25 protein-coding genes are annotated in these 25,839 nt (G+C 73.5%); 6 read left to right on the forward strand and 19 right to left on the reverse strand.

Annotated elements, in window-relative coordinates:
• Nucleotides 1-142: 142 nt before the first annotated feature.
• Nucleotides 143-1,828, reverse strand: a complete 1,686-nt coding sequence (locus tag ACFW1A_RS12905; RefSeq protein WP_380408144.1) for an LCP family protein — start codon at nt 1,826-1,828, stop codon at nt 143-145.
• Between the two features lie 288 nt (nt 1,829-2,116).
• Between ACFW1A_RS12905 and ACFW1A_RS12910 the strand changes: the two genes are divergently transcribed.
• Nucleotides 2,117-2,863, forward strand: a complete 747-nt coding sequence (locus tag ACFW1A_RS12910) for a FadR/GntR family transcriptional regulator (RefSeq protein WP_380408147.1) — start codon at nt 2,117-2,119, stop codon at nt 2,861-2,863.
• Between the two features lie 58 nt (nt 2,864-2,921).
• The gene (locus tag ACFW1A_RS12915) at nt 2,922-4,187 is read left to right on the forward strand and encodes a CynX/NimT family MFS transporter (RefSeq protein WP_380408148.1); all 1,266 of its coding nucleotides are present in this window, start codon (nt 2,922-2,924) and stop codon (nt 4,185-4,187) included.
• Here the strand turns inward: ACFW1A_RS12915 and ACFW1A_RS12920 are convergent.
• The 9 genes from ACFW1A_RS12920 to ACFW1A_RS12960 all read right to left on the reverse strand — a co-directional run bounded on the left by ACFW1A_RS12920 (nt 4,165) and on the right by ACFW1A_RS12960 (nt 12,804).
• Complete coding sequence (locus tag ACFW1A_RS12920) at nt 4,165-4,881, reverse strand: ABC transporter permease (RefSeq protein WP_380408150.1); 717 nt, start codon at nt 4,879-4,881, stop codon at nt 4,165-4,167. The genes ACFW1A_RS12915 and ACFW1A_RS12920 overlap by 23 nt on opposite strands.
• 41 nt (nt 4,882-4,922) lie before the next feature.
• Nucleotides 4,923-5,840, reverse strand: a complete 918-nt coding sequence (locus ACFW1A_RS12925; RefSeq protein WP_380408152.1) for an ABC transporter ATP-binding protein — start codon at nt 5,838-5,840, stop codon at nt 4,923-4,925.
• Nucleotides 5,841-5,849: 9 nt separating this feature from the next.
• The gene (locus tag ACFW1A_RS12930) at nt 5,850-6,740 is read right to left on the reverse strand and encodes an ABC-2 transporter permease (protein ID WP_380408154.1); all 891 of its coding nucleotides are present in this window, start codon (nt 6,738-6,740) and stop codon (nt 5,850-5,852) included.
• Entirely contained in the window at nt 6,724-7,680 is a 957-nt protein-coding gene (locus ACFW1A_RS12935) for an ABC transporter ATP-binding protein (protein WP_380408156.1), read from the reverse strand. Before ACFW1A_RS12935 ends, ACFW1A_RS12930 begins: the two co-directional genes overlap by 17 nt.
• A gap of 129 nt (nt 7,681-7,809) precedes the next feature.
• Nucleotides 7,810-8,847 (reverse strand): hypothetical protein, encoded by a 1,038-nt coding sequence (locus tag ACFW1A_RS12940; protein ID WP_380408158.1) that lies wholly within the window; start codon nt 8,845-8,847, stop codon nt 7,810-7,812.
• The gene (locus tag ACFW1A_RS12945; protein WP_380408160.1) at nt 8,844-9,788 is read right to left on the reverse strand and encodes a hypothetical protein; all 945 of its coding nucleotides are present in this window, start codon (nt 9,786-9,788) and stop codon (nt 8,844-8,846) included. The genes ACFW1A_RS12940 and ACFW1A_RS12945 overlap by 4 nt, the downstream gene beginning before the upstream one ends.
• The gene (locus ACFW1A_RS12950) at nt 9,785-10,783 is read right to left on the reverse strand and encodes a hypothetical protein (RefSeq protein WP_380408162.1); all 999 of its coding nucleotides are present in this window, start codon (nt 10,781-10,783) and stop codon (nt 9,785-9,787) included. The genes ACFW1A_RS12945 and ACFW1A_RS12950 overlap by 4 nt, the downstream gene beginning before the upstream one ends.
• 34 nt (nt 10,784-10,817) lie before the next feature.
• Nucleotides 10,818-11,732 (reverse strand): hypothetical protein, encoded by a 915-nt coding sequence (locus ACFW1A_RS12955; RefSeq protein WP_380408164.1) that lies wholly within the window; start codon nt 11,730-11,732, stop codon nt 10,818-10,820.
• Between the two features lie 181 nt (nt 11,733-11,913).
• Nucleotides 11,914-12,804, reverse strand: a complete 891-nt coding sequence (locus ACFW1A_RS12960) for an LLM class flavin-dependent oxidoreductase (protein WP_380408165.1) — start codon at nt 12,802-12,804, stop codon at nt 11,914-11,916.
• Nucleotides 12,805-13,091: 287 nt separating this feature from the next.
• Between ACFW1A_RS12960 and ACFW1A_RS12965 the strand changes: the two genes are divergently transcribed.
• From ACFW1A_RS12965 to ACFW1A_RS12975, 3 genes are all read left to right on the forward strand, one after another.
• Nucleotides 13,092-14,048 (forward strand): MarR family transcriptional regulator, encoded by a 957-nt coding sequence (locus ACFW1A_RS12965; RefSeq protein WP_380408167.1) that lies wholly within the window; start codon nt 13,092-13,094, stop codon nt 14,046-14,048.
• An 88-nt stretch (nt 14,049-14,136) separates the two neighbouring features.
• Nucleotides 14,137-14,535, forward strand: coding sequence for a roadblock/LC7 domain-containing protein (locus ACFW1A_RS12970; protein WP_380408169.1), 399 nt, complete (start codon nt 14,137-14,139; stop codon nt 14,533-14,535).
• A 63-nt stretch (nt 14,536-14,598) separates the two neighbouring features.
• A complete protein-coding gene (locus ACFW1A_RS12975; protein ID WP_380408171.1) occupies nt 14,599-15,030 on the forward strand; it encodes a hypothetical protein in 432 nt (143 codons plus the stop codon).
• A gap of 30 nt (nt 15,031-15,060) precedes the next feature.
• On the opposite strand, the gene ACFW1A_RS12980 is transcribed toward ACFW1A_RS12975, so the two are convergent.
• The 4 genes from ACFW1A_RS12980 to ACFW1A_RS12995 form a co-directional block, all read right to left on the reverse strand.
• Nucleotides 15,061-16,146 carry a hypothetical protein gene (locus tag ACFW1A_RS12980; RefSeq protein WP_380408173.1) on the reverse strand — a complete coding sequence of 362 codons (1,086 nt, stop codon included), beginning with the start codon at nt 16,144-16,146 and terminating at the stop codon, nt 15,061-15,063.
• 368 nt (nt 16,147-16,514) lie between these two features.
• Nucleotides 16,515-17,630, reverse strand: coding sequence for an MAB_1171c family putative transporter (locus tag ACFW1A_RS12985; protein ID WP_380408175.1), 1,116 nt, complete (start codon nt 17,628-17,630; stop codon nt 16,515-16,517).
• Nucleotides 17,627-18,190 (reverse strand): hypothetical protein, encoded by a 564-nt coding sequence (locus tag ACFW1A_RS12990; RefSeq protein ID WP_380408177.1) that lies wholly within the window; start codon nt 18,188-18,190, stop codon nt 17,627-17,629. The genes ACFW1A_RS12985 and ACFW1A_RS12990 overlap by 4 nt, the downstream gene beginning before the upstream one ends.
• A 156-nt stretch (nt 18,191-18,346) precedes the next feature.
• Complete coding sequence (locus ACFW1A_RS12995) at nt 18,347-18,853, reverse strand: helix-turn-helix domain-containing protein (RefSeq protein ID WP_380408179.1); 507 nt, start codon at nt 18,851-18,853, stop codon at nt 18,347-18,349.
• A gap of 266 nt (nt 18,854-19,119) precedes the next feature.
• On the opposite strand from ACFW1A_RS12995, the gene ACFW1A_RS13000 reads away from it, so the two are divergent.
• Nucleotides 19,120-19,944 (forward strand): HAD family hydrolase, encoded by an 825-nt coding sequence (locus ACFW1A_RS13000; protein WP_380408182.1) that lies wholly within the window; start codon nt 19,120-19,122, stop codon nt 19,942-19,944.
• Between the two features lie 22 nt (nt 19,945-19,966).
• Here the strand turns inward: ACFW1A_RS13000 and ACFW1A_RS13005 are convergent, their stop codons facing one another.
• The 5 genes from ACFW1A_RS13005 to pstC all read right to left on the reverse strand — a co-directional run bounded on the left by ACFW1A_RS13005 (nt 19,967) and on the right by pstC (nt 25,789).
• Complete coding sequence (locus ACFW1A_RS13005; RefSeq protein ID WP_380408184.1) at nt 19,967-20,788, reverse strand: phosphate ABC transporter ATP-binding protein; 822 nt, start codon at nt 20,786-20,788, stop codon at nt 19,967-19,969.
• A 46-nt stretch (nt 20,789-20,834) separates the two neighbouring features.
• The gene (locus tag ACFW1A_RS13010; RefSeq protein ID WP_380408186.1) at nt 20,835-21,749 is read right to left on the reverse strand and encodes a sortase; all 915 of its coding nucleotides are present in this window, start codon (nt 21,747-21,749) and stop codon (nt 20,835-20,837) included.
• Complete coding sequence (locus ACFW1A_RS13015) at nt 21,746-23,473, reverse strand: substrate-binding domain-containing protein (RefSeq protein ID WP_380408188.1); 1,728 nt, start codon at nt 23,471-23,473, stop codon at nt 21,746-21,748. The genes ACFW1A_RS13010 and ACFW1A_RS13015 overlap by 4 nt, the downstream gene beginning before the upstream one ends.
• Nucleotides 23,474-23,586: 113 nt before the next feature.
• A complete protein-coding gene (pstA, locus tag ACFW1A_RS13020) occupies nt 23,587-24,774 on the reverse strand; it encodes a phosphate ABC transporter permease PstA (RefSeq protein WP_380408190.1) in 1,188 nt (395 codons plus the stop codon).
• A 4-nt stretch (nt 24,775-24,778) separates the two neighbouring features.
• The gene (pstC, locus tag ACFW1A_RS13025) at nt 24,779-25,789 is read right to left on the reverse strand and encodes a phosphate ABC transporter permease subunit PstC (protein ID WP_380408192.1); all 1,011 of its coding nucleotides are present in this window, start codon (nt 25,787-25,789) and stop codon (nt 24,779-24,781) included.
• Nucleotides 25,790-25,839 lie beyond the last annotated feature (50 nt).

Below are 25,839 nucleotides of genomic sequence, written 5' to 3' on the forward strand. Positions count from 1 at the left end.
GCGGGGGCCGACGTGTTCCCCGCGATCAACGCCTAGGACGGGGTGGCACTGGTGCTGGACCGCATGTAGGTCGGATCGGGCGCCGCCGAACCGGCGGCGAGCCCCCGGCTCCCGTGGCAGCGGGGGCCTCGCTGCTGCCCGGTCAGTTGTAGGTGAGGTTGGAGCAGGGGTCGTCGTCCGCCGAGCGGGCGTTGTTGGCGATGCTGGACGGCAGCGGGGCCGGCGCGGCCGAGGAGCCGCCGGCCGCGGCGCCACCGTTGGCGGCCGCGTAGTCCTTGCCCAGGATCACGTTCAGGCCCGCCGCACCGCTCTTCTCCACGCTGGCCCCCGGGAAGAGCTGGGCGAGCGCCTCGGCCGACTTGGCCTCGGCGGTCGTGCCGTACTGGATCACCGTGGTGTCGTGGTTCTGGGTGGCGGCGTTGCCGGTGCCGGCCACGGTGAACTTGGCGTCCTTGAGCTTGGCCGAGGCCGTGACGGTGAGGCCCTTGGTGGTGGTGCCGTTGTAGACGTTCACCCGGGCGCCGGCGCCGTTGACCGAACCGGCCGCGACCGGCGGCGGGGCGGCCGGGCTGGACTGGGCCGCCGGGCTGCCCGACGGGGCGTCCGGGCGCTGGCCGCCACTGGCGTCCTGGCCGTCCAGCGTGCGGTCGGCCTTCAGCGCGGCCCACAGGTTGTCCACGTCCGGGTGCACCCAGGCGACCCGGGCGCCCTCGAAGCGCCACGGCGTGGTGATGAACTTGATGTTGTGCAGGTCGATGTTCTTCATCGACATGGCGAAGCCGAGCAGCTTGTCGGCCGAGGACAGGTCGGGGTCCACGGTGAGCGACTTGGTGGCGGCGTTGGCCAGCGGCAGCAGCGTGGTCGGGTCCATCCCCGAGCCCTTGACCTTCTTGATCAGCGAGGAGAGGAACGCCTGCTGACGCTGCATCCGGCCGATGTCCGAGCCGTCACCGATGCCGTGCCGGACCCGGACGTAGTCCAGCGCCTTCTGGCCGGAGACCTGCTGCTCGCCCTTGGCGAAGATCAGGTTGCCCTTGTGGCCCAGGTTGGGGTTGAGGTCGCCCTCGTAGACCGCGTTCGGCAGGCAGACGTCCACCCCGCCGACCGCGCTGGTCATCGCGGCGAAGCCGTTGAAGTCCACCACCAGGGTGTGGTCCACCCGCAGCCCGGTCAGGTGCTCGACGGTGTTCTGGGTGCAGGCCGGGTTGCCCTTGTCGGTGTTGCCCATCGCGAAGGCCGCGTTGAACATGGTGTTCGGCTGCGGCTTGGTCCACTTGCCGTTGACCAGGCAGGGCGGGATCTCGACCAGCGAGTCGCGCGGGAAGGAGACGCCCACCGCGTGCTTGTGGTCGGCGTAGACGTGCAACAGGATCGTGGTGTCCGAACGGGCGCCGGCGTCGCCACCGCCGCCGAGGTCGCTGTTGCCGTCGCCGCGCGAGTCGGACCCGATCAGCAGCACGTTGACCGGCTTGTTCCCGTTGGCGTCCGCGGTGGCCGCCGGGGGGCGGTCGGCCGAGATGCCGGCCGCGTCGAAGCTGCTGATGTTGCCGTCGAAGTAGGTGTAGAGCGCACCGCCGGCCGCGGTCACCAGCACCACCGCGGCGGCGGCGGTCCAGGCGACGACCTTCTTCTTGCTCCGCTTGCCCGGCTTCTTGCGGCCCCGTCCGCCCTTGGCCTGGGCCCGGCGCGCCTCGGCCCGGCCACCGGTGCGCACCGGCTCGGCCGCGGCCTCGCGGGCCGCCCGCCGTCCGCCGGGGCGCGGCGCGTCGGTGGACCGGCCGTGCCGGTCCCCGGAGTCGTCGAAGGCTCCGGGCCTCTGGCCTGACATGTGTACACCCTTCACCGGCGGCGGATTCAGCCTCGCGCGATGGACTGGACCGCGCGCAGAGGCAACGCTCGGCGCCTCCCGGATGTGCCGCGGGGCACTGTGGCCTCGCTCGCATCAGGTGCGGACACGATGAGCTTTCAGCGGAGCATATAAAGGCACCATTGCGAAGTCACCGGTGGGCCGTCGATTTGCAGCTTCACTCAAACGCCGGCCCCAGTTGTAGGATGACCGGACGAGCAGTTGTAGGATGACCGGGCAAGGCCGGCGCGAGGATCGGGAGGTGGCGGGATGGCGAACGACGACCCCGCGCTGCCCGCTGCCACGCTGCGGGCCGCCGGTCGCCGCTCCCTGGTGGACGCCGCGATCGAGCAGCTGCGGGCCCGGCTGACCGGGGGCGGCTGGGCGGTGGGCGAGCGGATCCCCACCGAGCACGAGCTGGCCGAGCAGCTGCAGGTCGGCCGCAACACGGTGCGCGAGGCGATCCGGGTGCTGGTGCACGCCGGGATGCTCACCACCCGGCAGGGCGAGGGCACCTTCGTGCGCAGCACCAGCGACCCCGCCGCGGTCCTGCGCGGGGTGCAGCGCTCCGGCGTGCGCGACGTGCTGGAGGTGCGCGCCGCGCTGGAGGCCGAGGCGGCCCGGCTGGCCGCCGTCCGGCACACCCCCGAGGACCTGGAGCGGATGCGGGCCGCGCTGGCCCGCGAGGCCGAGGTGATCGCCGCGCACCCCGAGCGAGTGGGCCGCGAGGCCACCGTCGAGCACGACCTGGAGTTCCACACCGCCGTGGTCGAGGCCGCGCACAACCCGGCGCTGACCGAGGTGTACCGCTACTTCGGCGCCTCGGTGCGCGAGGCGATGCGGACGGCGTTCGGCGACCACGAGATGCCCGAGGTGGTGGTCGCCACCCACCGGGCGCTGGTGGACGCGATCGCGAGCGGCGACCCGGACCGGGCCGAGGCGGCCTGCCGGGCCCTGCTGGCCGAGCCCACCGCGGCGGTCGACCAGTTGCTGGCGGAGTTCGCCGCGCGCAAGTAGTACCGGCGGACCGTTCCCCCGTCCGCCGCGTTCCCCTTCCCAGAAAGCCCGCCCCACCATGTCCGTCACCCGGGCGCAGCTGCCGCTGCGCACGTCGGTCCGCCCCGTCCGCTCCCGCCTGGCGCACCCCGCGCTGCTGCTCACCGGCATCCTGCTGGTGGCGCTGAACATGCGGGCCTGCCTGGCCGCGATCTCCCCGATGGTGGGCGAGGTCCAGCGCACCTTCGGCCTGTCGGCCACCGCGAGCGGGCTGATCACCACCGTCCCGGTGCTCTTCCAGGGCGTCGGGGCGCCGCTCACCCCGCGGCTGACCCGGCGGTTCGGCACCGAGCGGGTCGTCCTGGGCGCGGTGCTGGTGCTGGGCGCGGGCGTGCTGCTGCGGGTGCTGCCGTCGGTGGTGGCGCTGTACGCGGGCTGCGTGGTGATCGGCGTGGCGATCGCGGTGCTCAACGTCTCGATGCCGGGTCTGGTGAAGCGGGAGTTCCCGCACCGGGCGGCGGCGATGACCGGGGTGTACTCGACCACCATGCTGGTCGGCGCGACGCTGGCGGCCGGCACCTCGGTCCCGCTGGAGCACGCGCTGGGCGGCGGCTGGCGGGCCTCGCTCGGGGCCTGGTCGCTGCTCGCGCTGGTCGCGGCGCTGGCCTGGCTGCCGCAGGTGCTGCGGGGCCGTCAGGAGCGCGGGCCCGCGACCGGCGCTCCGGCCGCGCCCCGGACCAAGCCGATCACCGGTCTCTGGCGGCTGCCGCTGGCCTGGCAGATCAGCCTCTTCATGGGCGTCTCCTCGCTGATGGTCTACACCCTGGTGGCCTGGATGCCGACCGTGCTGGCCGACCACGGGATGCCCCGGGACGAGGCCGGGCTGGTCTTCGCCTTCTCCAACCTGGTGCAGGTGGCCGGCGCCTTCCTGGTCCCGCTGCTGGCCGGCCGGATGACCCGTCAGCGCGCGCTGGCGGTGACCATGGCCCTGCTGAACGGCGCCGGGGTGGCGGTGCTGCTGCTCGCCCCGGTCTCCGGGGCCTGGGCGGCGGCCGCGGTGCTGGGCGTGGCCCAGGGCGGGTCGCTGGGACTGGGGCTGGCCTTCATCGTGCTGCGCACCTCCAGCGCCGCCGGGGCCGCCCAGCTCGGCGGGATGACCCAGGCGGTCGGCTACCTGATCGCGGCGCTCGGCCCGGTCGGCGCCGGCGCGCTGCACCAGCTGACCGGAGGCTGGACCGCGGTGCTGCTGGTGCTGCTCGCCCTGGCGGGCGTGGTGGCGGTGGCCGGCTGGGGCGCCGGGCGCAACACCACGCTGGAGCCGGTCACTCCTCGCCGGCCAGGGTGAGGCCGGCCAGCCGGTGGGCGGCCAGCAGCACCGCGCCCAGGCTGACCAGCACCAGCAGCGGGACCGCCGCGCCCAGGGCCACGTGCGCGGTGATCCCGCCGGGTGCGGCCACCGCGCGGGCCACCGAGAGCCCCCACTGCTGGATGCTCAGCGTGCGGGCGCCCGAGACGAAGTTGCCGATCAGGCTCTCCCAGATCAGCGCGTAGGCCAGGCCCACCACCACCGCGTTGCGGGTCACCGTGCCCAGCAGCAGGAAGAGCGCGCTGTACGCGGCCGAGGCCACCAGGGTGCCGACGAAGTAGCCGAGCGCCACGCCGTCCCCGGTGCCGTAGATGATCAGCCCGGCGAGCAGCACCGGCACGGCCGCGAACAGCCAGCCGGTCAGCACCGCGACCGCCAGCTTGCTGGTGACGATCTGCCGGCGCGGCAGCGGCTTGGACAGCAGGTAGACGATCGAGCCGTCGTCGATCTCGGTGGCGATCACGCCGGTGCCCACCACCAGGCCGAGGATCGGCACCAGGGTGCCCAGCCCGAGGGTGCCCAGCAGCTGCACGGCCAGCTCGTGCTTGTCGCCGTGCGAGGCGCCGGCGGCCACGGCGATGATCAGCAGCAGCACGGGGACGACCAGCAGCAGGACGCCCCGCCGCCGGCCGAGCAGACCGCGCACGGTCAGCCGGACCACGGTCAGGTTCACGGTGTGTCAGGTCCTTTCGGTACGGGTGGCGGCCGGGGCGGTCAGGAGGAGACCAGGTAGGAGAAGACGCTCTCCAGCGACTCGTCCGCCGGGGAGACGGTGAACAGCCGGATGCCCGCCTGCCGCGCCACCCTGGGCAGCAGCGTGGTGAACCCCTCGAAGTCGATCGCCTGCACCCGCAGCGCCCGCTCGCTCCAGTCCAGCTCGATCCCGGCCGTGGACGGGTCGGCGATCAGCGCGGCGGCCAGCCGCCGGTCGTCGCTGGAGCGGACCAGGTACCGGTGCGGCCGGTTGGTCATCAGCCGGCGGATCCGGCGGAAGTCGCCGGAGGCGGCGTGCCGGCCGGCCACCACCACCTCGATGTGCCGGGCCAGCTGCTCCACCTCCTCCAGGATGTGCGAGGAGAAGAGCACCGTGCGGCCCTCGCCGCCGAACCGGCGCAGCAGCTCCATCAGCTGCAGCCGCTGGCGCGGGTCCATCCCGTTGAACGGCTCGTCCAGCAGCAGCACCGCCGGGTCGTGCACCAGCGCCGAGGCCATCTTGACCCGCTGCTTCATGCCCTTGGAGTAGGTGCCGGTGCGCCGTTCCTGCGCGTGGGTCATCTCCACCAGCTCCAGCGCCCGGCGGGCCGCCGCGCCCGGATCGGGCAGGCCGTGCAGCTCGGCGTTGGCCAGCACGAACTCCCAGCCGGTCAGGTAGTCGTACATCGACTCCCGCTCCGGGACCAGGCCGATCTGCCGGTACACCTGCTGGTTGCGCCAGATCGGGGCGCCGTCCAGCACGACGCTGCCGGCCGAGGGCGCCAGGAAACCGCTCATCAGGTGGATCAGGGTGGACTTGCCCGCGCCGTTGGGCCCGAGCAGACCGGTGACCCCGGGACCGATGGACATCGACACGTCGTTGACCGCGACCACGTTGCCGAACCAGCGGGAGACCTTGTCAATCGTGATGACCGCCATGACGCCCTCTCAGATCTTCCGGTAGCGGCGCAGCAGCAGCGCGTACGAGCCGGCCGTGATCGCCAGCAGCTCGACGGCGAAGACCACGGTGCCCAGGGTGCCGGGCGTGCCGGCGAAGTCCGGGGTCAGCCCGCAGACCTGGTCGACGAACCGCTGCACCAGGCCGGCCGGGGAGAGCACGAAGGCCCAGTTCGCGGTGGTGCTCGGCTCCTGGTGCAGGCCGCCGCCCAGGCCGTAGACGATCTCCGCGACCACCCCGGAGACCACCAGCACGCCCATGATCGCCGCCACCCCGAAGCCGCGCCGCGGCGTGGCGGCCGCCAGCAGCAGGCCGATCGCGGCGAAGACCAGCGAGTAGAGCAGCGCCGCCAGCAGCCCGTAGGCCAGGTGCGCGCTCTGGTGGCCCAGGTCCATCCCGGCCAGCACCGCGCCGACGAACAGCACCAGCAGCGGCAGCACGGTGACCACCAGCAGGGCGCAGACCATCGCGGCGCACTTCGCCCGCACGTAGTCGGTGCGGGTGATCGGCCGGGAGAAGTAGAGCGGGACGCTGTGGTACCGCAGGTCCCGGGAGAGCAGCACCGGGGCCTGGGCCGCGACGAAGATCTCGATGAACAGCAGGCCGACCCCGGAGAGGTACTGCGGGTAGTCGGTGCTCAGCTGGTCGCTCTGCTGCAGCACCGCGACCGACACCACCACGCCGGCCGGCAGCACCACGGCCGCCAGCATCAGCATCGGCAGCACCTTGGACTTGGCCGAGCGACCCAGGCCGAAGGCGGCCCGCAGGCTCTGCACGAAGAGCGAGCGGGTGGCGTAGCCGCGGCCGAGCCGCGGGCCCTGGTAGCCGCGGTAGCCGATGTCGTGGATGACGCCGGTCGGCGTGTCAGGCTGAGTGGTCATCAGTCTCTCCCGCGAAGATCTCCGCCACCCGGTGACGGCGCTGCTCCAGCCGGACCAGGCCGAGTCCGAGGTCGTCGACGGTGTCGCGGATGGTGTCGTAGGTGTCCTCGCCGGCCAGTCGCACCAGCAGCACGTGGGCGCCCGCGGCGCCGACCGACAGGCCGGCCGCGGTGAGGCGCTCGCGCAGCAGCGCGTCGGCGGTGCCGTCGGCGTTGTCGGTCACCTCGACCGCGAGCTGCGCGGTGGCCCCGGTGAACGAGGCGGTGGAGGAGGAGCGCAGCAGCCGCCCGCCGTCGATCACCACCAGGTGGTCGCAGGTGCGCTCCAGCTCGCCCAGCAGGTGGGTGGTGACCAGCACCGAGATGCCGAACTCCTGGTGGACCCGGCGGATCAGGCCGAGCATCTCGTCCCGGCCGACCGGGTCCAGGCCGTTGGTCGGCTCGTCCAGCAGGACCAGCCGCGGGTCGTGCACCAGCGCCTGGGCCAGCTTCACCCGCTGCTTCATGCCGGTGGAGTAGCCGCCCATCGGGCGGTACCGCTCCTCGTACAGGCCCACGTGGCGCAGCACGTCGGCGGTGCGCTCGCGGGCGGCGGTGGCCGGCAGCCCCGACATCCGGGCCATGTGCACCACGAACTCGGTGGCCGACACGTCCGGCGGCAGGCAGTCGTGCTCCGGCATGTAGCCGACCAGTTCGCGGATCCGCGAGCCCTGGGTGGCGATGTCCAGGCCGAGCACCTCGCCGCGGCCGGAGGTGGCCGGGGTGAGCCCGAGCAGGATCTTGATCAGGGTGGACTTGCCCGCACCGTTGGCCCCGACCAGCCCGACCACGCCCCGGCCCACCTCGACGGTGAGCTGGTCGAGCGCGGTGACGGCGGGGAACCGCTTGGTGAGGGCGTCCGTTGTGATGACGGGCGCGGAGGCGGGGGGTGCGGTGGACACCCCTCGAACCTAGTGGCTGCGCGGACGGCTGGGGAGCTGTCGACAGGACGGCGTGGGGGTCGTCCTGCGGTATGACGGCGGGCGGTGGACCCCTAGGGGTTCACCGCCCGCCGTCGTCGTGGTGGCCCGTCAGCCGAGCAGGTCCGACTGGAGCGTGACCACCTGGTGGAAGGCCTGGCTCGGCACGCCCTGCGGGTTGGTCATCAGCACCGTGGCCACCACGTCGCCGGCGTAGAGGTAGGCGACCTTGGCGGCCGGCTGGTTGGCGCTGCCGGCCGTGCTGGTGGTGCGGGTGTAGGCGATCTGGTCCGGGCCCAGGGTGAAGTCGTCCACCGCGGTGACCGCGTTGGGGACCGCCACCGGGCTGCCGTCCGCGCAGAGGGTGTCGTAGAACTCGCGGGCCTCGGCCGGGGAGCCGAAGTGCAGCAGCCAGACCTCGGCGCGGGTGCCGTCCTTGGCGGTCCAGGTGCGGGTGGCCGCCGCCCGGCAGGCGTTGGTCGCCAGCAGGGTGGGCATGTTGGCGGTCGCGTCGTGCAGCTTGGCGTAGTCCGCGCAGGCCGCGGAGTTCGCCGGGGTGGCGGGGGCCGCCTTGGCACCGGTCAGCGGGGCCGGCAGGACCAGCGCGCGCAGGTCGGCGTAGTGCCGCTGGCCGGCGCCCTGGGCGGACGGGGCCGGCTTGCCCGCCGGGAGCTGGGGGAGCGTCAGCGCCGGGAAGGTGTACCGGCCGTCGTTCGGCGTGGCCAGGCCCGGCAGGTCGGTGCGCTGCGGGGCCGTGACGGCCAGGCAGGCCGCGGTGGCGGTGACCAGCAGCACGGCGGCGACGGCGGTCCAGCGCAGCACGGTGGCCCGGGCGGGGCGCTTGCGCGGCGGGCGCTGGGTGGCGAGCAGATCGGCACCCCAGGGCGGGGGCGGCTGCTGGCCGGGGGCGTACGGGTAGGGGCCGGGCGGCTGGGTCGGCGGGGCCCACGGGTCGTAGGCGGGAGCCGGGGGCGGGACGGGCGGCCCGACGGGCGACCCGGGCGGCACGGCCGGCGCCTGCGCCGGCACGGTCGCGGTCGGGGGCGCGGTCGGCACCGGGGAGTCGGCCGCCGCGGCGGAGTCGACCACCGCCGGGGGCGCGGCCGGGCCCAGCGGCTGGGCCTGGGGGTCGGGGATCTGCTCGGTCATACGGACGCTCCCGGGAGGGCCAGCCGCTCCAGCTGCTGACGGAAGATGGACACGGCCTCGCTCTTCGGCAGCGGCGCGACGCCCTCGACGTGCATGCTGACCAGCAGGTCGCCGACCGCCGCGGTGCACATCAGCTCGTCGATCGGCTCGCTCGGCTTGGCCGGCGGCAGGAAGCAGCGCGCGTCCTGGTACCCCGGCACCTCGGGACCCTGGCGGAACAGTCCGGAACCGAGGGCGCCCTCGACGGCGCTCTGCACCGCGACCGACTTCTGGTTGAACTGGTCCAGCCAGATGGTCACCACCGTCTTGGCGTCGGCGGACCGGTAGCTGCGCAGGCCCGAGCCCTTGTGGCCCTCGGCCTTGAAGGCGTCCTTGACCTTGTCGCGCTGGTCCTTGGGCAGGTCGGAGGTGCCCGCGTCCAGGTCCGAGCTGAGCTGGTCCTGGGTCAGCTCGGTGTCGTTGCCGTACTGCCCGTCGTCCGGGCCGAGCTGGTAGCCGGCCGGGACCGGCAGCAGCAGGTCGCGCAGCGCGCCGAAGTGGGTGCCGTTGGACTGCGCGCCCCAGGCCGGGCCCTTGGCCTTGGCGGACGGCGCGGCGGAGGGGGCGGCGGCGACCGGGGTGGCGGTGCCGTCGCTGTACTTGACCTGGATGATGCCCACGCCGATGCCCACGCCCACCAGCACGGCGGCGGCCACCGCGGCGGTGGCCTTCAGCGCGAAGGGGGTGCGACGGGCCGGCGCCGGGTCGGCGGACGCGGCCGGGTCGGCGAACGCGACGGGCTCCGCGGACGGGTCGGCCGGCGCGACGGGCTCCGCGGACGCGACGGGCTCCGCGGATGCGACGGGCTCCGCGGATGCGACGGGCGGCGGCGCGTCCTGGGGCTCGGGCTGGTGGACCGGCTCGGGCTGCTCGCCCGCGGTCCCGGTGACGATCTCGCTCATGCCAGCCGCTCCCACTGCTGCTTGACCAGGTCCCTGATCGCGTCGGCGTTCACCTGCGCGGTCCCGAAGGCCTCCACCCGCACCAGCACGTCGCCGCGCCGGGTCACGCCCTCGCCGTAGTAGAAGTTCTCGGTGGTCTCGGCGTACTGCTCCGGCTTGGTCGCCGCGTAGTACGCGCCCTCCATCCCGTTCGGGAACGGGTGGGTGTCACTGCCGCGCTCGGAGGTCGCGGCGGAGTAGGCCGAGCCCGCGCTGTCGGAGAAGTACTGGATCAGCTCGACCTTGTACTTCACCCCGTCCTTCTGCCAGGTGTTGATCACCGCACGGCGCAGGCCCGAGGTGAGCAGGCGGGAGAAGACGGTGTCCGACGAGCCCTTGGACCGGGCGATCTGACCGACCGTCTCGTACTCGCCGGCATCGGCGAAGTCGTAGTCGTCCCAGTCGGAGGCGCCGTCCGGCTTGGCGATCAGCAGCTTGCGCAGGTCGCCGTCGATGGGCAGCGGCTTGTCCGCGGCCGCCGCGGCGGCCGGCGAACCGAGCGCCCCGGACGGATAGCCGGGCAGCACGGCGGGCTGCAGCGCCGGCAGCGGGGTGGCCGGGCCGGCGGCCTGGATCGCGTAGCCGAGGCCGCCGCCGAGCAGCGGCCCCAGCAGCAGGGCGCCGACCAGCAGCACCGCGGTGCGGGGGGCACGGACCCGGCGGGCGGCGGGGTCGGCCACCGGCTCGGACTCCGGCTCGGACTCGGACTCGGCGGCCAGGGGGGCGGCCGGGTCGGCGACGGGCTCGGACTCGGACTCGGGCTCGGGCTCGGACTCGGGCTCGGCGGGCGCCTCGGACGGGGCGTCAACCGCCGCGTCCTGGTCGGCCGCCGGGCCGTCGCCGACCGTCGGGCTCGCCGCGGCCGGTCCGGCCGGGTCCCCGACGGACGCCGCCGGGGTCTCCCCCGCAGGCGGCTGCGGCTCCTGCGCGGAGGCAGGCGGGACTTCGGTGCTCACAGTGGGCTCCTGCTCGGGATTCGGGAGGGCGGGCTCAGCCACCGCTGGACAGCCGGTCGCGCTGGCGCTTCATCGCGTCCGCCAGCAGCGACTTGTCCGGGTCGCCCTTCACGTCGACGGTGATCTCGTACTCGACGTCGCCGACGTAGGAGACCCCGATCAGCTCACCGGTGAAGGCCTGCTGCTCCGGCTTGAAGATGTAGCCCTTGGCCTCGCTGTCGCCGTCCACGTCGACCGGGTCGCCCTTGGAGAAGGTCGCGTTCTTCGCGAAGTCGTGGGCGTAGTCCCGGGAGGAGAACCGCATCAACCGGGCCGAGACCTCCATCCGACCGTCGGCGGTGCGGTACTGGCGGTAGACCGCCTCCTGGTAGTTGTACGAGTCCAGCACCGACTTGATGTCGGTGGACTTGCTGTACTCCTTGGCCAGGTCGTCCATGGTGAGCGCGGAGCCGTCCGGCGAGCCGTAGGACTCGCCGCCGTCCGGAATCGGCAGCAGGAAGTAGCGCAGGTCGCCGCCGTGGGTGCTGCCGTTCACCGTGCCGTGCAGCGTGGAGCTGGGCGCCGGGGCCAGCGTCAGGCTCGGCACCGGCACGGGGGTCGGGGTCGGGCTCGCGGCGGCGCTCGGTGCGGCGGCGGCCGCGGAGGCGCCCGGGGCCGGGACGGCGACGGCGCGGTGCGGGTGGTCCGGCTTGCCGACCGCCACCGTGACGGTCGCGCTGGCGGCGGTGACGGCGAGCAGGCCGACGGTGGCCAGGGTGACGGTGACCGCCCGCGACGGTCGGCGCCGGGCGCCCGGCGGCTCGGGGAGCGGCGCGGCGAGCGGCTCGGCGAGCGACGCCGGCGGCTCGGCGAACGGCTCGGCCGGCGACGCCGGGAGCGGCTCGGCCGGCGGCGCGGCGGGTGCGTCGGCCGAGGGTTCGGCGGGCGCGGCGGGATCAGGCTGGGACAAGGGACTCCCCCCAGGAGCGGACCGTCAGTCAGCTGGAAGTATGAGAGATTTTCAGCCACGCCCTCAACGAGGTATCGGGCCCAACTCCCCCATTGCTTCACGATTCGGACACGCCGTGACCGAACCGCAACTGACGGACCACCATCCGCACCCGATTCCGGCCCGCCCGCCCGACCCCGGGTCAGCCGCCGAGCTGGGCCAGCCCCTCGGTCGCGATCCGCTCGAAGACCGCCAGGTCGCCCTCGAACACCGAGTCCGGCACCGGCCAGTGGATCACCAACTCGGTGATGCCGAGCTCCCGGTAGGTCCCGGCCCAGTCCACGAACGCGTCCACCGACTCCAGCGGGCGCTCCGCCGTCGACCCCTGCAGCAGCACCTTCTCCAGCTCGGCCGCATCCCGGCCCCGCGCGGCACAGGCCGCACCCAGCTTGGCCAGCTGCGCCGCGATCACGTCCGGCGCCTGCGCCACCGGCACGTCCGCCGGGCCCTTGGGGTCGCCGTAGGTCACCCAGCCCTGCCCGTGCTCGGCCGCCAGCCGCAGCCCGCGCGGCCCGGTGGCCGCCACGTACAGCGGCACCCGCGGCCGCTGCACGCAGCCGGGGATGTTGCGGGCCTCCACCGCCGAGTAGTACTGCCCGGTCTCGGTGGTGGTGTCCTGGCGCAGCAGCTTGTCCAGCAGCGGCACGAACTCCGCGAACCGGTCCGCCCGCTCCTTCCCGCTCCAGGCCTGCTGCCCGAGCGCCGTCGCGTCGAACCCCGTCCCGCCGGCCCCGATCCCGACCGTCACCCGCCCCTGGGACACGTCGTCCAGCGTGACCAGTTCCTTGGCCAGGGTCACCGGGTGCCGGAAGTTCGGCGAGGTGACCAGGGTGCCCAGGCGGATACTCTCGGTAGCCGCCGCGGCGGCGGTCAGGGTGGGGACGGCTCCGAACCAGGGCCGGTCCCGGAAGGACCGCCAGGAGAGGTGGTCGTAGGTGTACGCGGCGTGGAAGCCGAGGTCCTCGGCCCGCTGCCAGATCTTCTGACCCTCGCTCCAGCGGTGGATGGGGAGGATCACCGTGCTCAGTCGCATACGGCCGACCATACGTCGCCGAAGCGTCGCGGCGCCTGACGATCCTCGGTAGCCGCGATCACCGCGTGGCCGGGCGCACCGGAGCTCCCCCGGGCCACGGGCGGGGGTGAACAATTCTGAAAATAAGACGATCAGCCTGAGTGGGCCTCAGTCATGCGCGTACACATTCGGACAGTAGGCGCATTCCCCGGTCATGGGTTCGGCCCGCTCGACTAGCGTGCGATTTCCGGCCCGGGCATTCGACCGATGTCAGCGGTGGCCGCTGGAATTCGGCTGATTGCAGAGGCATGTCAGAAATCGTCGACCGAGCGCTCCCGCCGCCGCTGCCCGTGACCGCTCGACCGGGCGGGCCGCGGGTGGACTTCGCCCGCATCCTGGCGGGCGGTTCTCGTGAGCTGAGGTCCGGGACGCTGCTGGTGGCCGGGGATCCGGGCGGCTCGTTCCACCTGCGGGACGGGGCCATCGTCGAGGTGACCTCGCCCGGTGCGCCGGGGGCCGACACGTTGCTGCTGCGTTCGGGCCGGGTCAGCGAGAGCGAATGGGCCTCGGTCTGCCACGCCGGCGCGGGTGACGGCGGGATCGGCGTCGAGCTGATCGCCCGGGACCTGGTCGGGGCCGCGGAATGGCAGTTGATCTGCGTGATGGCCGCCGTGGACGGCGCGTTGGCGGTGGGACTGGGGCGGATCGACGGCCTCACCCTGGACGGCGAGGGCTGCGGCGACTGCCTGGCCGCCTTGGAGGGCGTGGAACCGGACTGGCTGCTCCGGGAGACCGAACGGCGGATCAGGGCGCTGCGGTCACCAGGACATGCGTTCTCCCCGTTCCACGACCGCCTGGTCCGCACGGACGCCGGCGCCGCGTTCCTCGGCCGGTCCACGACCGGGGACCGGCGGGAGATCCTGCGCCGCGCCGACGGCCGGCGCAGCGCGCGGGACATCGCCTTCCTGCTCGGCCGGAGCCTGTACGCCGTCCTGGTCGAGGTGTCGCGGCTGCTGGGCGAGGGCCTGCTCGCCACCGGGCCGGCCGGCGGGTCGCCCGGCGGCGCCGGTCCCCCGCCGGCCGGGCGACTCGCGCGGACGACGCCGGCCCCGGACCACCCGGTCGCCGCACCGGCCCCGCTGCCGCAGCGCCTGCCCGGCGCGAGCGGGATCACCGAGGTGCTGCCGCTGCGGCCCGCGGCCGGTGCCTGGCGCCCCCCGTCGGCGCTGGTCGCGAAGTACCGGGCGGGCGGGGGCACCGGTTGACCCTCCCCACCCGGTGTCCGACGGGACCGGGTGCGGATTCGAGCAAGGCGGCTCGACCGAGGTCGAGCGCGCCCGTGACAGGAGAAACGTGGCTGACAGGAACGACCGGCTGACCGCCGAGGTGCGGGCGCTGCGGGAGCGGGTCGTCGGCGTCACCGACGTCGTGGTGGCCTCCGCCGACGGCTTGCTGATCACCGCCGACACCGGCGACGCCGAGAGCGCCGACAGCCTGGCCGCGCTCACCGCGGCGGCCCTCGGCGTCGCCCGGCGGGCCGGCAGCCTCACCGGCAAGGGACTGCTCCACCACACCACGGCGCGGTACACCGACGGCTTCCTGGTCGCCCAGGCGGTCGGCGAGATGGCGCTGCTCGGCGTGCTCGGGGACGCGGGCCTGGACGTCAGACGGCTGCACCTGGAGGCGCAGCGGTCCGCGGACCGCATCGGCGACCTGCTCACCGCCGACAGCCCGGTGGCCGCGGCGAACTGACGGCACCGGATCAGGACCCAAGACCCAAGACCCACGGACCACGGACGAAGGAGAACGATGAACATGCCGGACACCCGGGACACCCGGAGCATGAGCGAGCGGGTCGTGAGCCTGGTCAAGAACCTGCGCACCGAGGTCCCGGAGTGCGTGGCCGCCGGCGTCATCGACATGTCCACCGGCATGCTCCTCGCGGTGGAGACCGTCGACTCGCACCCGCCGGAGGTCCTCGACATGCTGGCGGCGGCCACCCTCGACCTGTTCCAGGGCCGCAACGTGGTGATGATCGAGGGCATCTTCAAGGAGCGCCGCGGCATCGTGAGCGACCGGCACTACTTCCAGGAGATCCTGGTCAACAGCGACAACCTGGCCCACCTCTTCCTGCGGGTGGACAGCAACGACGAGGTGGTGGCCGTGGTGGTCTGCCGCAAGTCGGTCAACGTCGGCATGCTCTTCGCCCAGGCCCGCCGGGTGCTGAAGGACCAGGGCCGGGTGTGATCCGCACGCACCCGGGGTGGTGACGGGGTGTCAGGGGACGATCGGGTGCGAGATCTCGCAGCCGCCGGCGCCGCCGTTGTAGTCGTTGGCCCAGGTGCCCTGCATGGCGAACGAGCCGGTGGCGAAGGTGACGTTCTGCGAGCCGCCGACGCCGCCGGTGCCCTTCCAGGCGCACTTGTCGGCGTTCTCGGAGCCCGACGAGTCGGTCCAGCCGCCGGCCGGGTTCTGGTCGGTGATGGTCTCGGCGTACTCGTGGCCGAAGACCATGGTCACGCCGTCCAGGGTGCCCGCGCTGCCCGCGTTGACGTAGTTCTGGCCGCAGGAGGTGCCCATGTCGGTGACGTACGGGTCGTTGGTGAACGCCACGTCGCCGTAGGGGGAGGAGGCCGCACCGCCGCTCAGGGTGGTGTCGCCGTTCCAGTCGTGCCAGGCGCAGAACTGCCCGGTGGAGGTGTTGAAGCCGTCCGGGTGGGTGCCGGTGGGCGACAGCACCACGTACTGCGCGTCGCGGTTCGAGGCCGCGGTGGTGTTGCCGAAGTGGCCGGCGGCCTTGATCGCCTCGGCGGCCAGCTGGTTGCCGGTGGCCTGGCCGGGGGCCGCGGCCGACTCGTCGACCCAGATGCCGGCCAGCGCGCCGCCGGTCGGGTAGCCGACGTGGGTGCCGGCGGTGCCGCAGGTGCCGGCGCCCTTGGCGACGCCCTCGCAGTACTGGGTCATGACGCCGGACCAGGTCTCACCGTTGGTGCCCAGGCCCTTGAAGAGCTGCTGGGCGCGCACGCCGACGCCCATCGGGTCGCCGGACAGGGTGGTGTAGCCGTTCGCGTCGGTGCCCTGGGTGCCCCACTGAGTACCCATGAAGACCAGGTAGACCTTCTGCGGGCCGGTGGTCACGCCGATGCCGTCGACGCCGCCGCCGAACTTCAGGTTGCTGGTGCGGGTGCGCGCCGAGCCGGCCTGGCCCTTGGCGTTCACCACGCCGTGCCGGTACGGGTGCGAGTTGCCCGCGAACTCATCGCCGGGCTGGTTGGCCTGGGCCGGGGCGGCCGCGAAGGCCGCGCCGGCGAGCATCAGGGAGGTCAGCCCGGTCAGGGCCTTGATCCGAGACTGGCGGTTCATGGGGGAAGTGCCCATGTGAGGGTGCCTCTCTCCTGCCGGCCGCGCGCCATTGGGGGATGCGGCGGCCGAGCGTGGGGGGAACAGGGAGCGGACAGCCGTGCGCACCACCGTGCGGACCGGTTTCCGGAGGGTGATCCCCGGGCCGTCGGCCGGTGCGAACTGTCGAGCCGTCAGAGGGAGTTTGACGGTCTGCTGGTCCGACTGCCGGTAGCAAAGCAGAGCCGCTGAATTCACGTCAACAACTGCGCACAAAAACCGGGGAAATGGTAAAGGGCAGCGGCCGGAATTCCTGCCCTGAACCGAAGTTGATGCGCGTAGCGGGCATTCCATAAACAGTAAGCGGGCGGACTGAACAGTATGCGCGGGGCTCAGCCGCGGGCGTAGGCCCCGGCCAGTCGGAGCAGTCGGGCCGTCTCGGCGTCGAAGTCGACCTCGTCGATGGCGGTGTCGCCGGTCGCCGCGCCCCGGTGGCCGGGGGCCAGGCCGCCGCGCCGGCGGGCCGCGGCGGCGCGCAGCCAACGGGCCTCGGCCTCGCTGTCCGCGTCGGCCGGCAGCGGGGCGTCGGCGTACCCGGCGAGCACCAGGGCCGCGTCGCGGATCTCGATCACCAGCCGGTGCAGCCGCACCCGGGGCGCCCGGCCCAGCCGCGCCGTGAGCACCACCTCGGGCACCGCCTCGGTCAGCGCCGTCCAGAGCGGGGCCAGCCGGCGGGCGGTGCGCCAGTCGCGCAGCGCCCGCAGCGCCACGCCGCCGGCCGGCAGCAGACTGCCCAGCAGCACCAGGGCGATGGCGGCCCACTCGAAGGCGTACAGCACGTCCTCGCTGAGGAACATCGGCCGCTCGGCCAGCTGGTCCAGGATCTGCCAGACCCGCAGCACGGTGTAGAGGAAGCCGGAGGCGGTGCCCAGCGCCAGCACGACCAGGCCGGCGCGCAGCGAGCGCCGGGCGGCCCGGCGGGCGTTGGTGGTGAAGAGCCAGCAGCCCAGCCCCATCGCGGAGCCGAGGTAGCCGGTCACGATCGCGGCGTAGACGGCGGCCGGGACCGAGCCGGGGTAGCCCTGGTAGAAGTCGGCCACCTCGCTGGGCTGCCGCAGCAGGCAGAAGCTGACGACCAGTCCGGCCGCGGCGGCCGCCAGCAGCCCCCACTGGGGGCGGCGCAGCCGTCGGGCCAGCTCCGGGCGGGCGGTCTCGGCGACGAAGCTGAGCGAGGCGTGGCAGGAGACCAGGCCGATCAGGTGCTTCACCAGGATCACCAGGTTGTGCACCCCGGTGCCGCCGTCCACCACCCGGGTGCAGATCGGCAGGCCCAGCGTGACCAGCCCGGTGGCCCCGGCGAAGGCGGTCCACAGGGTGCGCCGGCGCGGATCGCGCAGCGCGCTGGGCAGCCGCCACAGGGTGACCAGCCAGAGCAGCGCCAGGATCGCCAGCTTGACCGGCGAGGGGTGCGGCGGGAGTTGGTCGAGCGGGTGGCCGGCGCCGGTCACGAGCGGCGCACCGGGTGCCCGAAGGCGTCGTCCAGCCGGGCCAGCACCTGGCCGGCCGGCGCGCCGGCCCCGCGGTCGGCGCGGGTGGCCCGCTCCAGCAGCAGGGTGGCCAGCGACTCGGCGTCGGACTCCTGGCGGCTGCTGTAGCCGCTGCGGGCCAGCAGCGCGAGCACCCGGTCGGTGCGCAGCCCCAGGTCCCGGTCGGCCGCCTCCCGGTCCGCCAGGGCCCGGGCGGCCAGTTCGGCCCGCTCGGCGGAGGTGCCGGTGTCGGGGCCGACGTGGTCCAGCAGCATGTGGGAGATCTCGTGCAGCACGATCTGGGTCTTCAGGATCGGGGCCGCGCCGGCCTCGTAGAAGACCAGGTCGACCTCGTCCAGGCCGAGCCAGAGCCCGCACGGCAGGTCCTGACCCGCGGTGTCGGCCAGCGGCACCAGGCGCAGCGGCCGGCCGCGCTCGGCGGCCACCCGGTCGCAGAACTCGGCCAGCTGGAACGGCTGCGGCACCGCGATCCGGTCCACCAGGGCGGTCAGCCCGGGCCCGGGCCGCTTGCGCCACCTCATGGCCGCCCCGCCCTCTGCGCCACCGCTACCACTGCCACCCCTGCCGAACCGGCGCCGCGAGCGCCGCACACCGACACGATCGAGCGAGAAGCATAAGCGTTCGGTCGAGTTCTGGTCACATGCGGTGCACAAGATCCTCCGCAGACCGACGGAGCGTCAGGCGCGGCGCCCGCGCCGCCCCACCTCGGGCAGCCCCTCCACCGCCCTGACCTGGTCGATGATGGAGCGCAGCCCCTTGAGCGCCCGCGGCGAGAGCCCGGCCAGCCGGAACGCCACCGCGCGCACCTCCCGGTCGGCCAGCACCCCGGCCAGCTCCGCCTGCTCCTGGTCCGGCGCCGCCGCCACCCGCTCCGCCTTGAGCTCGCGGACCCGGGCGTCCACCCGCTCGGCCACCGTGTCGTCCAGGAAGTAGGCGGCCGGCACGCCGAAGAAGGCGGCGATCGCCTCCAGGGTCTTCACCGTCGGGTTGGTCTTGGCGCCGGTGCGGATCTGCTGCAGGGTGCCGTGCGAGACGGTCGGACCGTCCGGTCCGGCCTGCTCGCGGATGGCCTGGGCCACCTCGTGGTAGCTGAACGGACCCCGCCCGGAGGGGTGGATCTCGCGGAACAGGTGGTCCAGCTTCTCGGCGATCGAACGGCTCGACGCCTGCTCGCGCTCCGACATCGCCGCTCCCTCGTCCGCCCCGGGCCCCTGTGCCTACAAGTATCCACCGTAGTAGACGCACCAAACGACCGGATCGTGCAGATCCGCCCGTAGGTATCACGGTTGACAGCCCCCGGAGGGTTCAGCGTATGTTCAAGTAGCGACCGTCCAACAAAATAGACGGCCGCCACGACGGCGCACGGTCACACGGGGGTTGACCGCGCGCCGTCATTTTTATCGGCCGCACCGTCGTGGGCCCCGCCCGCCGGGCCTGCGAGGATGACCGGGTGACCCAGCCACCCCCGCGCCCCCGCCTGATCGCCACCGACCTCGACGGCACCCTGCTGTGCCACGGCGGTTCGGTCTCCGACCGCACCGCGGCCGCCCTGGCCGCCGCCGAGCGGGCCGGCCTGAAGGTGGTCTTCGTCACCGGTCGCCCGCCGCGCTGGATGCAGCTGCTGCGCGAGCACATCGGCGGCCACGGGGTGGCGATCTGCTCCAACGGCGGCGCGGTCTACGACGTGCCCGGCGAGCGCCTGCTGGAGACCTTCCCGCTGACCCCCGAGACCTCCTGGCAGGTGGTGCGCCGGCTGCGGGCCGAACTGCCCGGCACCGCGGTCGCCTTCGAGTACCCGACCGGCTTCGCCCGGGAGCCGCACTACGAGGTGCGGATGTGGGGCGACGACGAGCCGCACCTGATCGCGCCGGCCGAGGAACTGCTCGCCCAGGACGGCCCGCGGCAGAGCTACAAGATCCTCGCCAAGCACCCCGAGCTCGACCCGGACGAGTTCCTGGCCCGGGGCCGGGCCGCGGTCGGCGACCTCGCCGAGCTCACCCGGTCCAGCCCGATCGCACTGCTGGAGATCAGCGCCCCCGGGGTGACCAAGGCCGCCACCCTGGCCCGCTGGTGCGCCGAACTGGGCATCGACCGCAGCGAGGTGGTGGCGTTCGGCGACATGCCCAACGACCTGGAGATGCTGGCCTGGGCCGGCACCTCCTACGCGGTGGCCAACGCCCACCCCGACGTGCTGGCCGCGGTCGCCCGGCACACGGTGAGCAACCAGGACGACGGGGTCGCCCAGGTGCTGGAGACCATCCTCGCCGCGCTCTGACCCGCCGGGCGCCGGCACCGGGTCAGCCGAACCGCCCGTTCACGTAGTCCGCGGTGCGCTGGTCCGCCGGGTCGGAGAAGATCCGCTCGGTCGGCCCGGCCTCCACGATCCGGCCCGGAGTGTCGTGGCTGGCCAGGAAGAACGCGCAGGACTGCGAGACCCGCTGGGCCTGCTGCATGTTGTGGGTGACGATCACCACGGTCAGCCGGCCGCGCAGCTCCGCGATGGTCTCCTCGACCCGGCGGGTGGAGGTCGGGTCCAGCGCGGAGCAGGGCTCGTCCATCAGCAGCACGTCCGGCTCCACCGCCAGCGAGCGGGCGATGCACAGCCGCTGCTGCTGGCCGCCGGAGAGCGCGCCGCCCGGGGTGCCCAGCCGGCTGCTCACCTCGTTCCACAGTCCGGCCCGGCGCAGGCTCTCCTCGACCAGGTGCGCGCGGTGCTCCCGGCTCACCCTGATCCCGGCCAGCTTGAGGCCGCTCGCCACGTTGTCCTCGATCGACATCGCCGGGAACGGGTTCGGCCGCTGGAAGACCATCCCGATCCGGCGCCGCACCTCGGCCGGCCGGCGCCCGTGCGCGTAGACGTCCTCGCCGTCGAGCAGCACCTCGCCGGCCAGCGCGGCGCCGCGGACCATCTCGTGCATCCGGTTGAGGGTGCGCAGGAAGGTGGACTTGCCGCAGCCGGACGGACCGATCAGCGCGGTCACCTCGCCGGCCGCCATCTCCAGCGAGACCCGCTCCAGCACCTTGTGCGTGCCGAACCAGGCGGACAGGTCACGGGTGGCCAGGCCGGAGAGCCGCTCCGGCTCGGCCGCCCCGGCCTGGCGGGGGACGGTGGTGGTCATCGGACGGGTCCTTCCCGAAGTAGCGTCGACTGGGGCACGGTGCGCCTCAGTAGAGGTTGGGCAGCAGGGCGGCGGCGTTCTCGTAGCAGGCCCACAGCAGCGCGGCCAGCACCGGGGTGAAGGCCAGGTAGGCGGCCCGCCGGTGCCAGCGGCGCACCGCCAGGGTGGCCAGCAGCACCGCGCCGAGCAGCCCGGCCGCCCAGAGCTGGAGCGGGGCCAGTGCGCCGGTGTCCTGCGCCAGCGCGTGGTCGGCGGGGAGTTGGGCCGGGCGGCCGTGGGGATTCGGCTGCGGGTCGCCGTCCAGCCGGGCGCCGACCAGCACGGTGCCGGTCGGGATCCAGCCGGAGTCGCTGGTCACCAGCACCAGCCGGGCCGGGGCGGCGGCGTCCTGGATCGGGTGGGTGCTGTCCCCGTAGGCGTTCACGGTGTAGCTGAACCGCCCCTGACCGGTGGTCACCTCGATCTTGTCGCCGACCCGCAGCTCGCTCAGCCGGCCGAACGGCGCGCCGAACGAGGCGCCGCGGCCGAACAGCACCGCGGCACCCGACTGCCCGGGCAGCGCGCTGTCCCGCCGGTGCCCGGGCCCCCGCATCAGGTCGCGCCCGGTGGTGCCCTCCACCACCACGGCCTGGTGCAGGCCGATCCGCGGGATGTCCAGCACCGCCACCGGGTCGCCGTCCGGCGCCGAGCCGGTCGGGGCCAGCGCGTTGGCCAGCGCGTAGCGGAAGGTCTGGTAGGAGGTGGACTGGTCGTGCGCCTCCTGCAGCGGGGAGAGCGCCAGCAGGTAGACCACGAAGCCGAGCAGCAGGCCGGAGAGCAGGGTCGCGGCCCAGCCCGCCCGGGCCAGCCGCACCCGGCCGCCGCCGGACGGCGCGTCGGAGGCGGTCGGCCCGGTGGGCACCGCGGGGAGGACGACGGTGTCGTCCTCGGCGGCCGGTCGGTGGACGGTGGGAGCGCTCACCGCTGCTCACCGCCCGCCCGGCCCCGGCGGCGGCGCAGCCAGCTGCCCAGGAACGGCGGCACCAGCACCACCGCGAGCAGTTCCAGCGCGGTCAGCACGGTCAGCGTCCACTCCTGCGGCCGGCTGTCGACGTTGACCAGGTTCGCCGCCACCTGCGCGGTGCCGCCGGAGCCCGAACCGCCGGAGCCCGCGGCGATCACTTCGCCGGTCTGCGGGTCGATGACGGCCCCGTCACCACCGGTACCGCCGCCCGTGCCCGCACCACCGGTGCCGCCGCCGGAACCGGACCCGCCCGAACCACCGCCGGAACCGGACCCGCCCGAACCACCGCCGGAGCCCGACCCGCCCGAACCACCGGAGCCGGACCCCCCGGAGCCGCCGGCCGGGGTGGCCGAGGGGTGGTTGCGGTCGCAGTTCAGCGGCATGCCCACCGCGTCGCAGGCGTTGGGCTGCGGCGCGTTGTCCAGGATGATGAGTCGGCCGCTGCTGTCGAAGGTCGGGTTGGCGCAGTTGTTCAGCGTGTTGGGGTCGACGTTGCTGCTGTTGCCCGGGATGTGGCTCATCTGCAGCAGTCCGCCGCGGACCAGGCCGCGCGGGATCGGGGAGTAGCCGATCTCGTCGATGCCGCCGTGCCCGGTGGCCTGGCCGGCGCAGAGCACGTAGGAGAGGTACTGGCTGAGCGCCGCACCCTTGTCGTTGGTGAAGCGCTTGGGCGGCTTGTTGGCCGCGTTGTCGCGCGGCACGATCAGGTAGCTGTAGCTGGACACCGGGTACGAGCGCGGGTCGTTGTTGCTGTAGACCTCGTCCAGGTTCTGCTGCAGGTAGTTCGGGTCGTCCGGCGAGGTCGAGTCGTCCACCCCGCGGATCTTCGCCTTGGTCAGCGCCACCGCCACGTTGGAGGCGGTGGGCAGCACGTAGAAGCCGCCCGGGTTGCGGACCTTCACCACCGGCCAGTTGGACTCCAGCGCGAAGGCGTACTCGTCGTAGCCGATCGAGCCCAGGCCCAGCGGCTGCATGATGTAGTGCGCCACCTGGTCCGAGCCGTTCTGCGCCAGCATGTTGCCGGCCGGCGGGAAGAACTCGGTGTAGTCGCCGCAGGCCACGCCGTTCAGGCTGGTGCAGTAGGCGTCCCACTGGCTCTTGTGGGTGTGCTCCATCCAGCGGGTGAACTGGGCGGTGGCGCCCGAGCCGTCGGAACGGATCACCGGGGTGATCTTCAGGTGCGGCAGCGACCGGCCGTACTCGGCGGTGATCGCCGGGTCGTCCCAGAAGGTGATCTTGCCGGTGAAGATGTCGACCAGCCGGTCCGGCGACAGCCGCAGGTCGGTGATCTGGGTGTTGCCGATCTTCAGGTTGTACATGAAGGCGGTGCCGCCGGCCGTGATCGGCACGTAGGAGTAGCCGTAGACCGGGTTCTCCGGGTTGCCGGAGCCCAGGGTCTGGTTGGTGGCGCTGACACCGGTGTCCTGGGCGGTGCGGAAGGGCACGTCCGAGGCGGTGAAGTCGTCCAGGCCCGCGGACCACTGGTTGCGGCCGGCCGCCGAGCCGTTCGGGGTGAAGTTGATGGTGATGCCCCGGTCGGCGACGTCGGTGCGCCACTTCTCGATCGCCGGGCCGGCCCAGCTGGATCCGTCGGCGTTGAGGGCGCTGGCGGCCGCCGCCGGGGTGGCCTGAACGGCCGTCAGCGAGAGCGCGGTGATCGCGGCCGAGGCCAGCAGGGCCACGAGGCGACCGGGTCGACCCGTTCGGGTGTGAGCGGCTGCCCACGGCATGGCGGTTCCTCCGGTGGTTCCGGTGCGGACGTGGGTTCCCCGGTCGGTGCCGGGACGGGGCGGTCTCATCGGGTGGCCGCCGGCCGGGCGAGCGCCTGCGGGTCGGCGGACTGCGGCTCGGACACCGGTCGCTGACGCCGGGTCGGCCCGCCGGGGCGGTTGCCGCCGATCACCCGGGCGGTCACGAAGAGCACCAGCACCAGCAGCATCAGGGTCAGCGCGGCGGCGAAGCCACGGGTGACCATGACGGGGTAGGGCTGGCGGATGTAGTTCCAGATGTACAGCGGCAGGCTCACCTGGTGCCCGGAGAACGCGTTGTAGTTCATCCCGGCGGTGAAGCCGGCGGTGAGCAGCACCGGGGAGGTCTCGCCGATGCCGCGGGCCATGCCGAGGATCACCGCGGTGGCCAGGCCCGGGCGGGCGGTGGGCAGCACCACGTTCCAGACCGTGCGCCACTGGCTGGCGCCCAGCGCCAACGAGGCCTCCCGCAGGGTTCCGGGCACCAGCCGGATCACCACCTCGGCGGCCCGGGTGATGATCGGCATCATCATCACGGTCAGCGCCAGCGAGGCCGCGAAGCCGCTCGGCTCCAGACCGGCGGTGAGGATCACCACGCCCAGCACGAACAGGCCCGCCACGATCGAGGGCAGCGCCGTCATCGCCTCGACCAGGATCCGCACCGGGCGCGCGGCCCGGCCCCCCACCTCGGAGAGGTAGACCGCCGCCGCGATGCCCAGCGGCACCGCGAACAGGGTGGCCAGGCCGATCTGCTCCAGGGTGCCGACCACCGCGTGCAGCGCGCCGCCGGAGTCGAGGGTGGAGACCGCCGAGGTGTGGATCATCGTCTGGGTGAGGAAGTTGGCGTGGCCCAGGGCGGTGCGCCCCCTGATCACCAGGAAGGAGAGCTGCAGCCCGATCAGCACGAAGAGCAGCAGCCCGGCACTCCAGGCGACCAGGGAGACCAGCCGCTCGCGCACGTGCAGGGCCGGCCACTGGGCGACCCCGATCGCGTAGGTCAGGCCCAGGAAGAAGAGGTACCACAGGAGCAGGAAGCCCTGGGCGCCGCTGAACGGCAGCACCCGCTCGTAGAGCAGCCAGTCCAGGGCCAGCGCGCTGCCGGCCGCCGCCAGCAGGCTGACCACCTCGGCCCGGGTCACCCCGCCGAGCTTGCGCCGCCGCTCGGGAGCCGGGTGGGTGATCGGGGCGGCCTCGGCCATCGCGTCGCGCTCCAGGGGTTGCAGGGTGTCGGTCATCGGATCACTCCGCCGTCGCCGCGCCGGACCGGGACCGGCTGACCAGCAGGCCGGCCAGCACGTTGACCACCAGCGTGATGCCGAAGAGCACCAGGCCCGCCGCCATCAGCCCGGAGATCGAGAAGCTGTCCGACTCGCTGAACCGCAGGGCGATCAGCGCCGAGATCGAGTTGGCGCCGGCCTCCAGCACGTGCCCGGTGAACTTGAAGGTGGGCGAGATGATCAGCGCCACCGCGATGGTCTCGCCCATCGCCCGGCCGAACCCGAGCATCACCGCGCCGATCACCCCGCCGCGCCCGAACGGCAGCACCACCGAGCGCACCATGCCCCACCGGCTGCTGCCCAGCGCGTAGGCGCCCTCGCGCTCGCCCTGCGGCGCTTGGGAGAAGACCTCGCGGCTGAGCGCGGTGATGATCGGGATGATCATCAGCGACACCACCATGCCGGCGATGAAGGTGGAGGAGGTGTAGGAGGTGCCGATGTCGCCGGTGGTCACCTTGAAGAAGGGCAGGAAGCCGCCCAGGTGCAGGGCTGCCCAGCGGATCAGGCCGATCGCCTTCGGCTGCAGGACGAAGAACCCCCACATGCCGTAGATGATGCTGGGCACCGCGGCCATCAGGTCGACCATGGTGACCAGCGCCCGGCGGATCCGCACCGGCGCGTACTCGGAGATGAACAGGGCCGCCGCCAGCGAGATCGGCACCGCGAAGAGCAGGGCGACGACCGCGATCAGGATGCCGTCCGGCAGCACTGCGGCGATGCCGAAGGTGTGCGCGGCCGGACTCCACCTGGTCTCGGTCAGGAACCGCCACCCCGTCGCACGCAGCGCGTCGGTGCCGCGCAGCAGCAGGAAGAAGGCGATCAGACCCATGATCAGGAACACCGAGTAACCGGCCAGTTGGAGACCGGTGCGGAAGATCCGGTCGCCGCGGGTGAGCGGCGCGGTGATCCGGCGGGGCCGGTCCGTCTCGGGCGGGGGTGCGGTGACGGGCTGGGGCAGCGGGGCGGTGGTCATGAGGGTTCGGCTCTCCGGGCTCCGAAGGGGTGTGCGAGGGGCGTCGGACC

This window comes from Kitasatospora sp. NPDC058965 (genome assembly GCF_042741245.1).
Taxonomy (GTDB): Bacteria; Actinomycetota; Actinomycetes; order Streptomycetales; family Streptomycetaceae; genus Kitasatospora.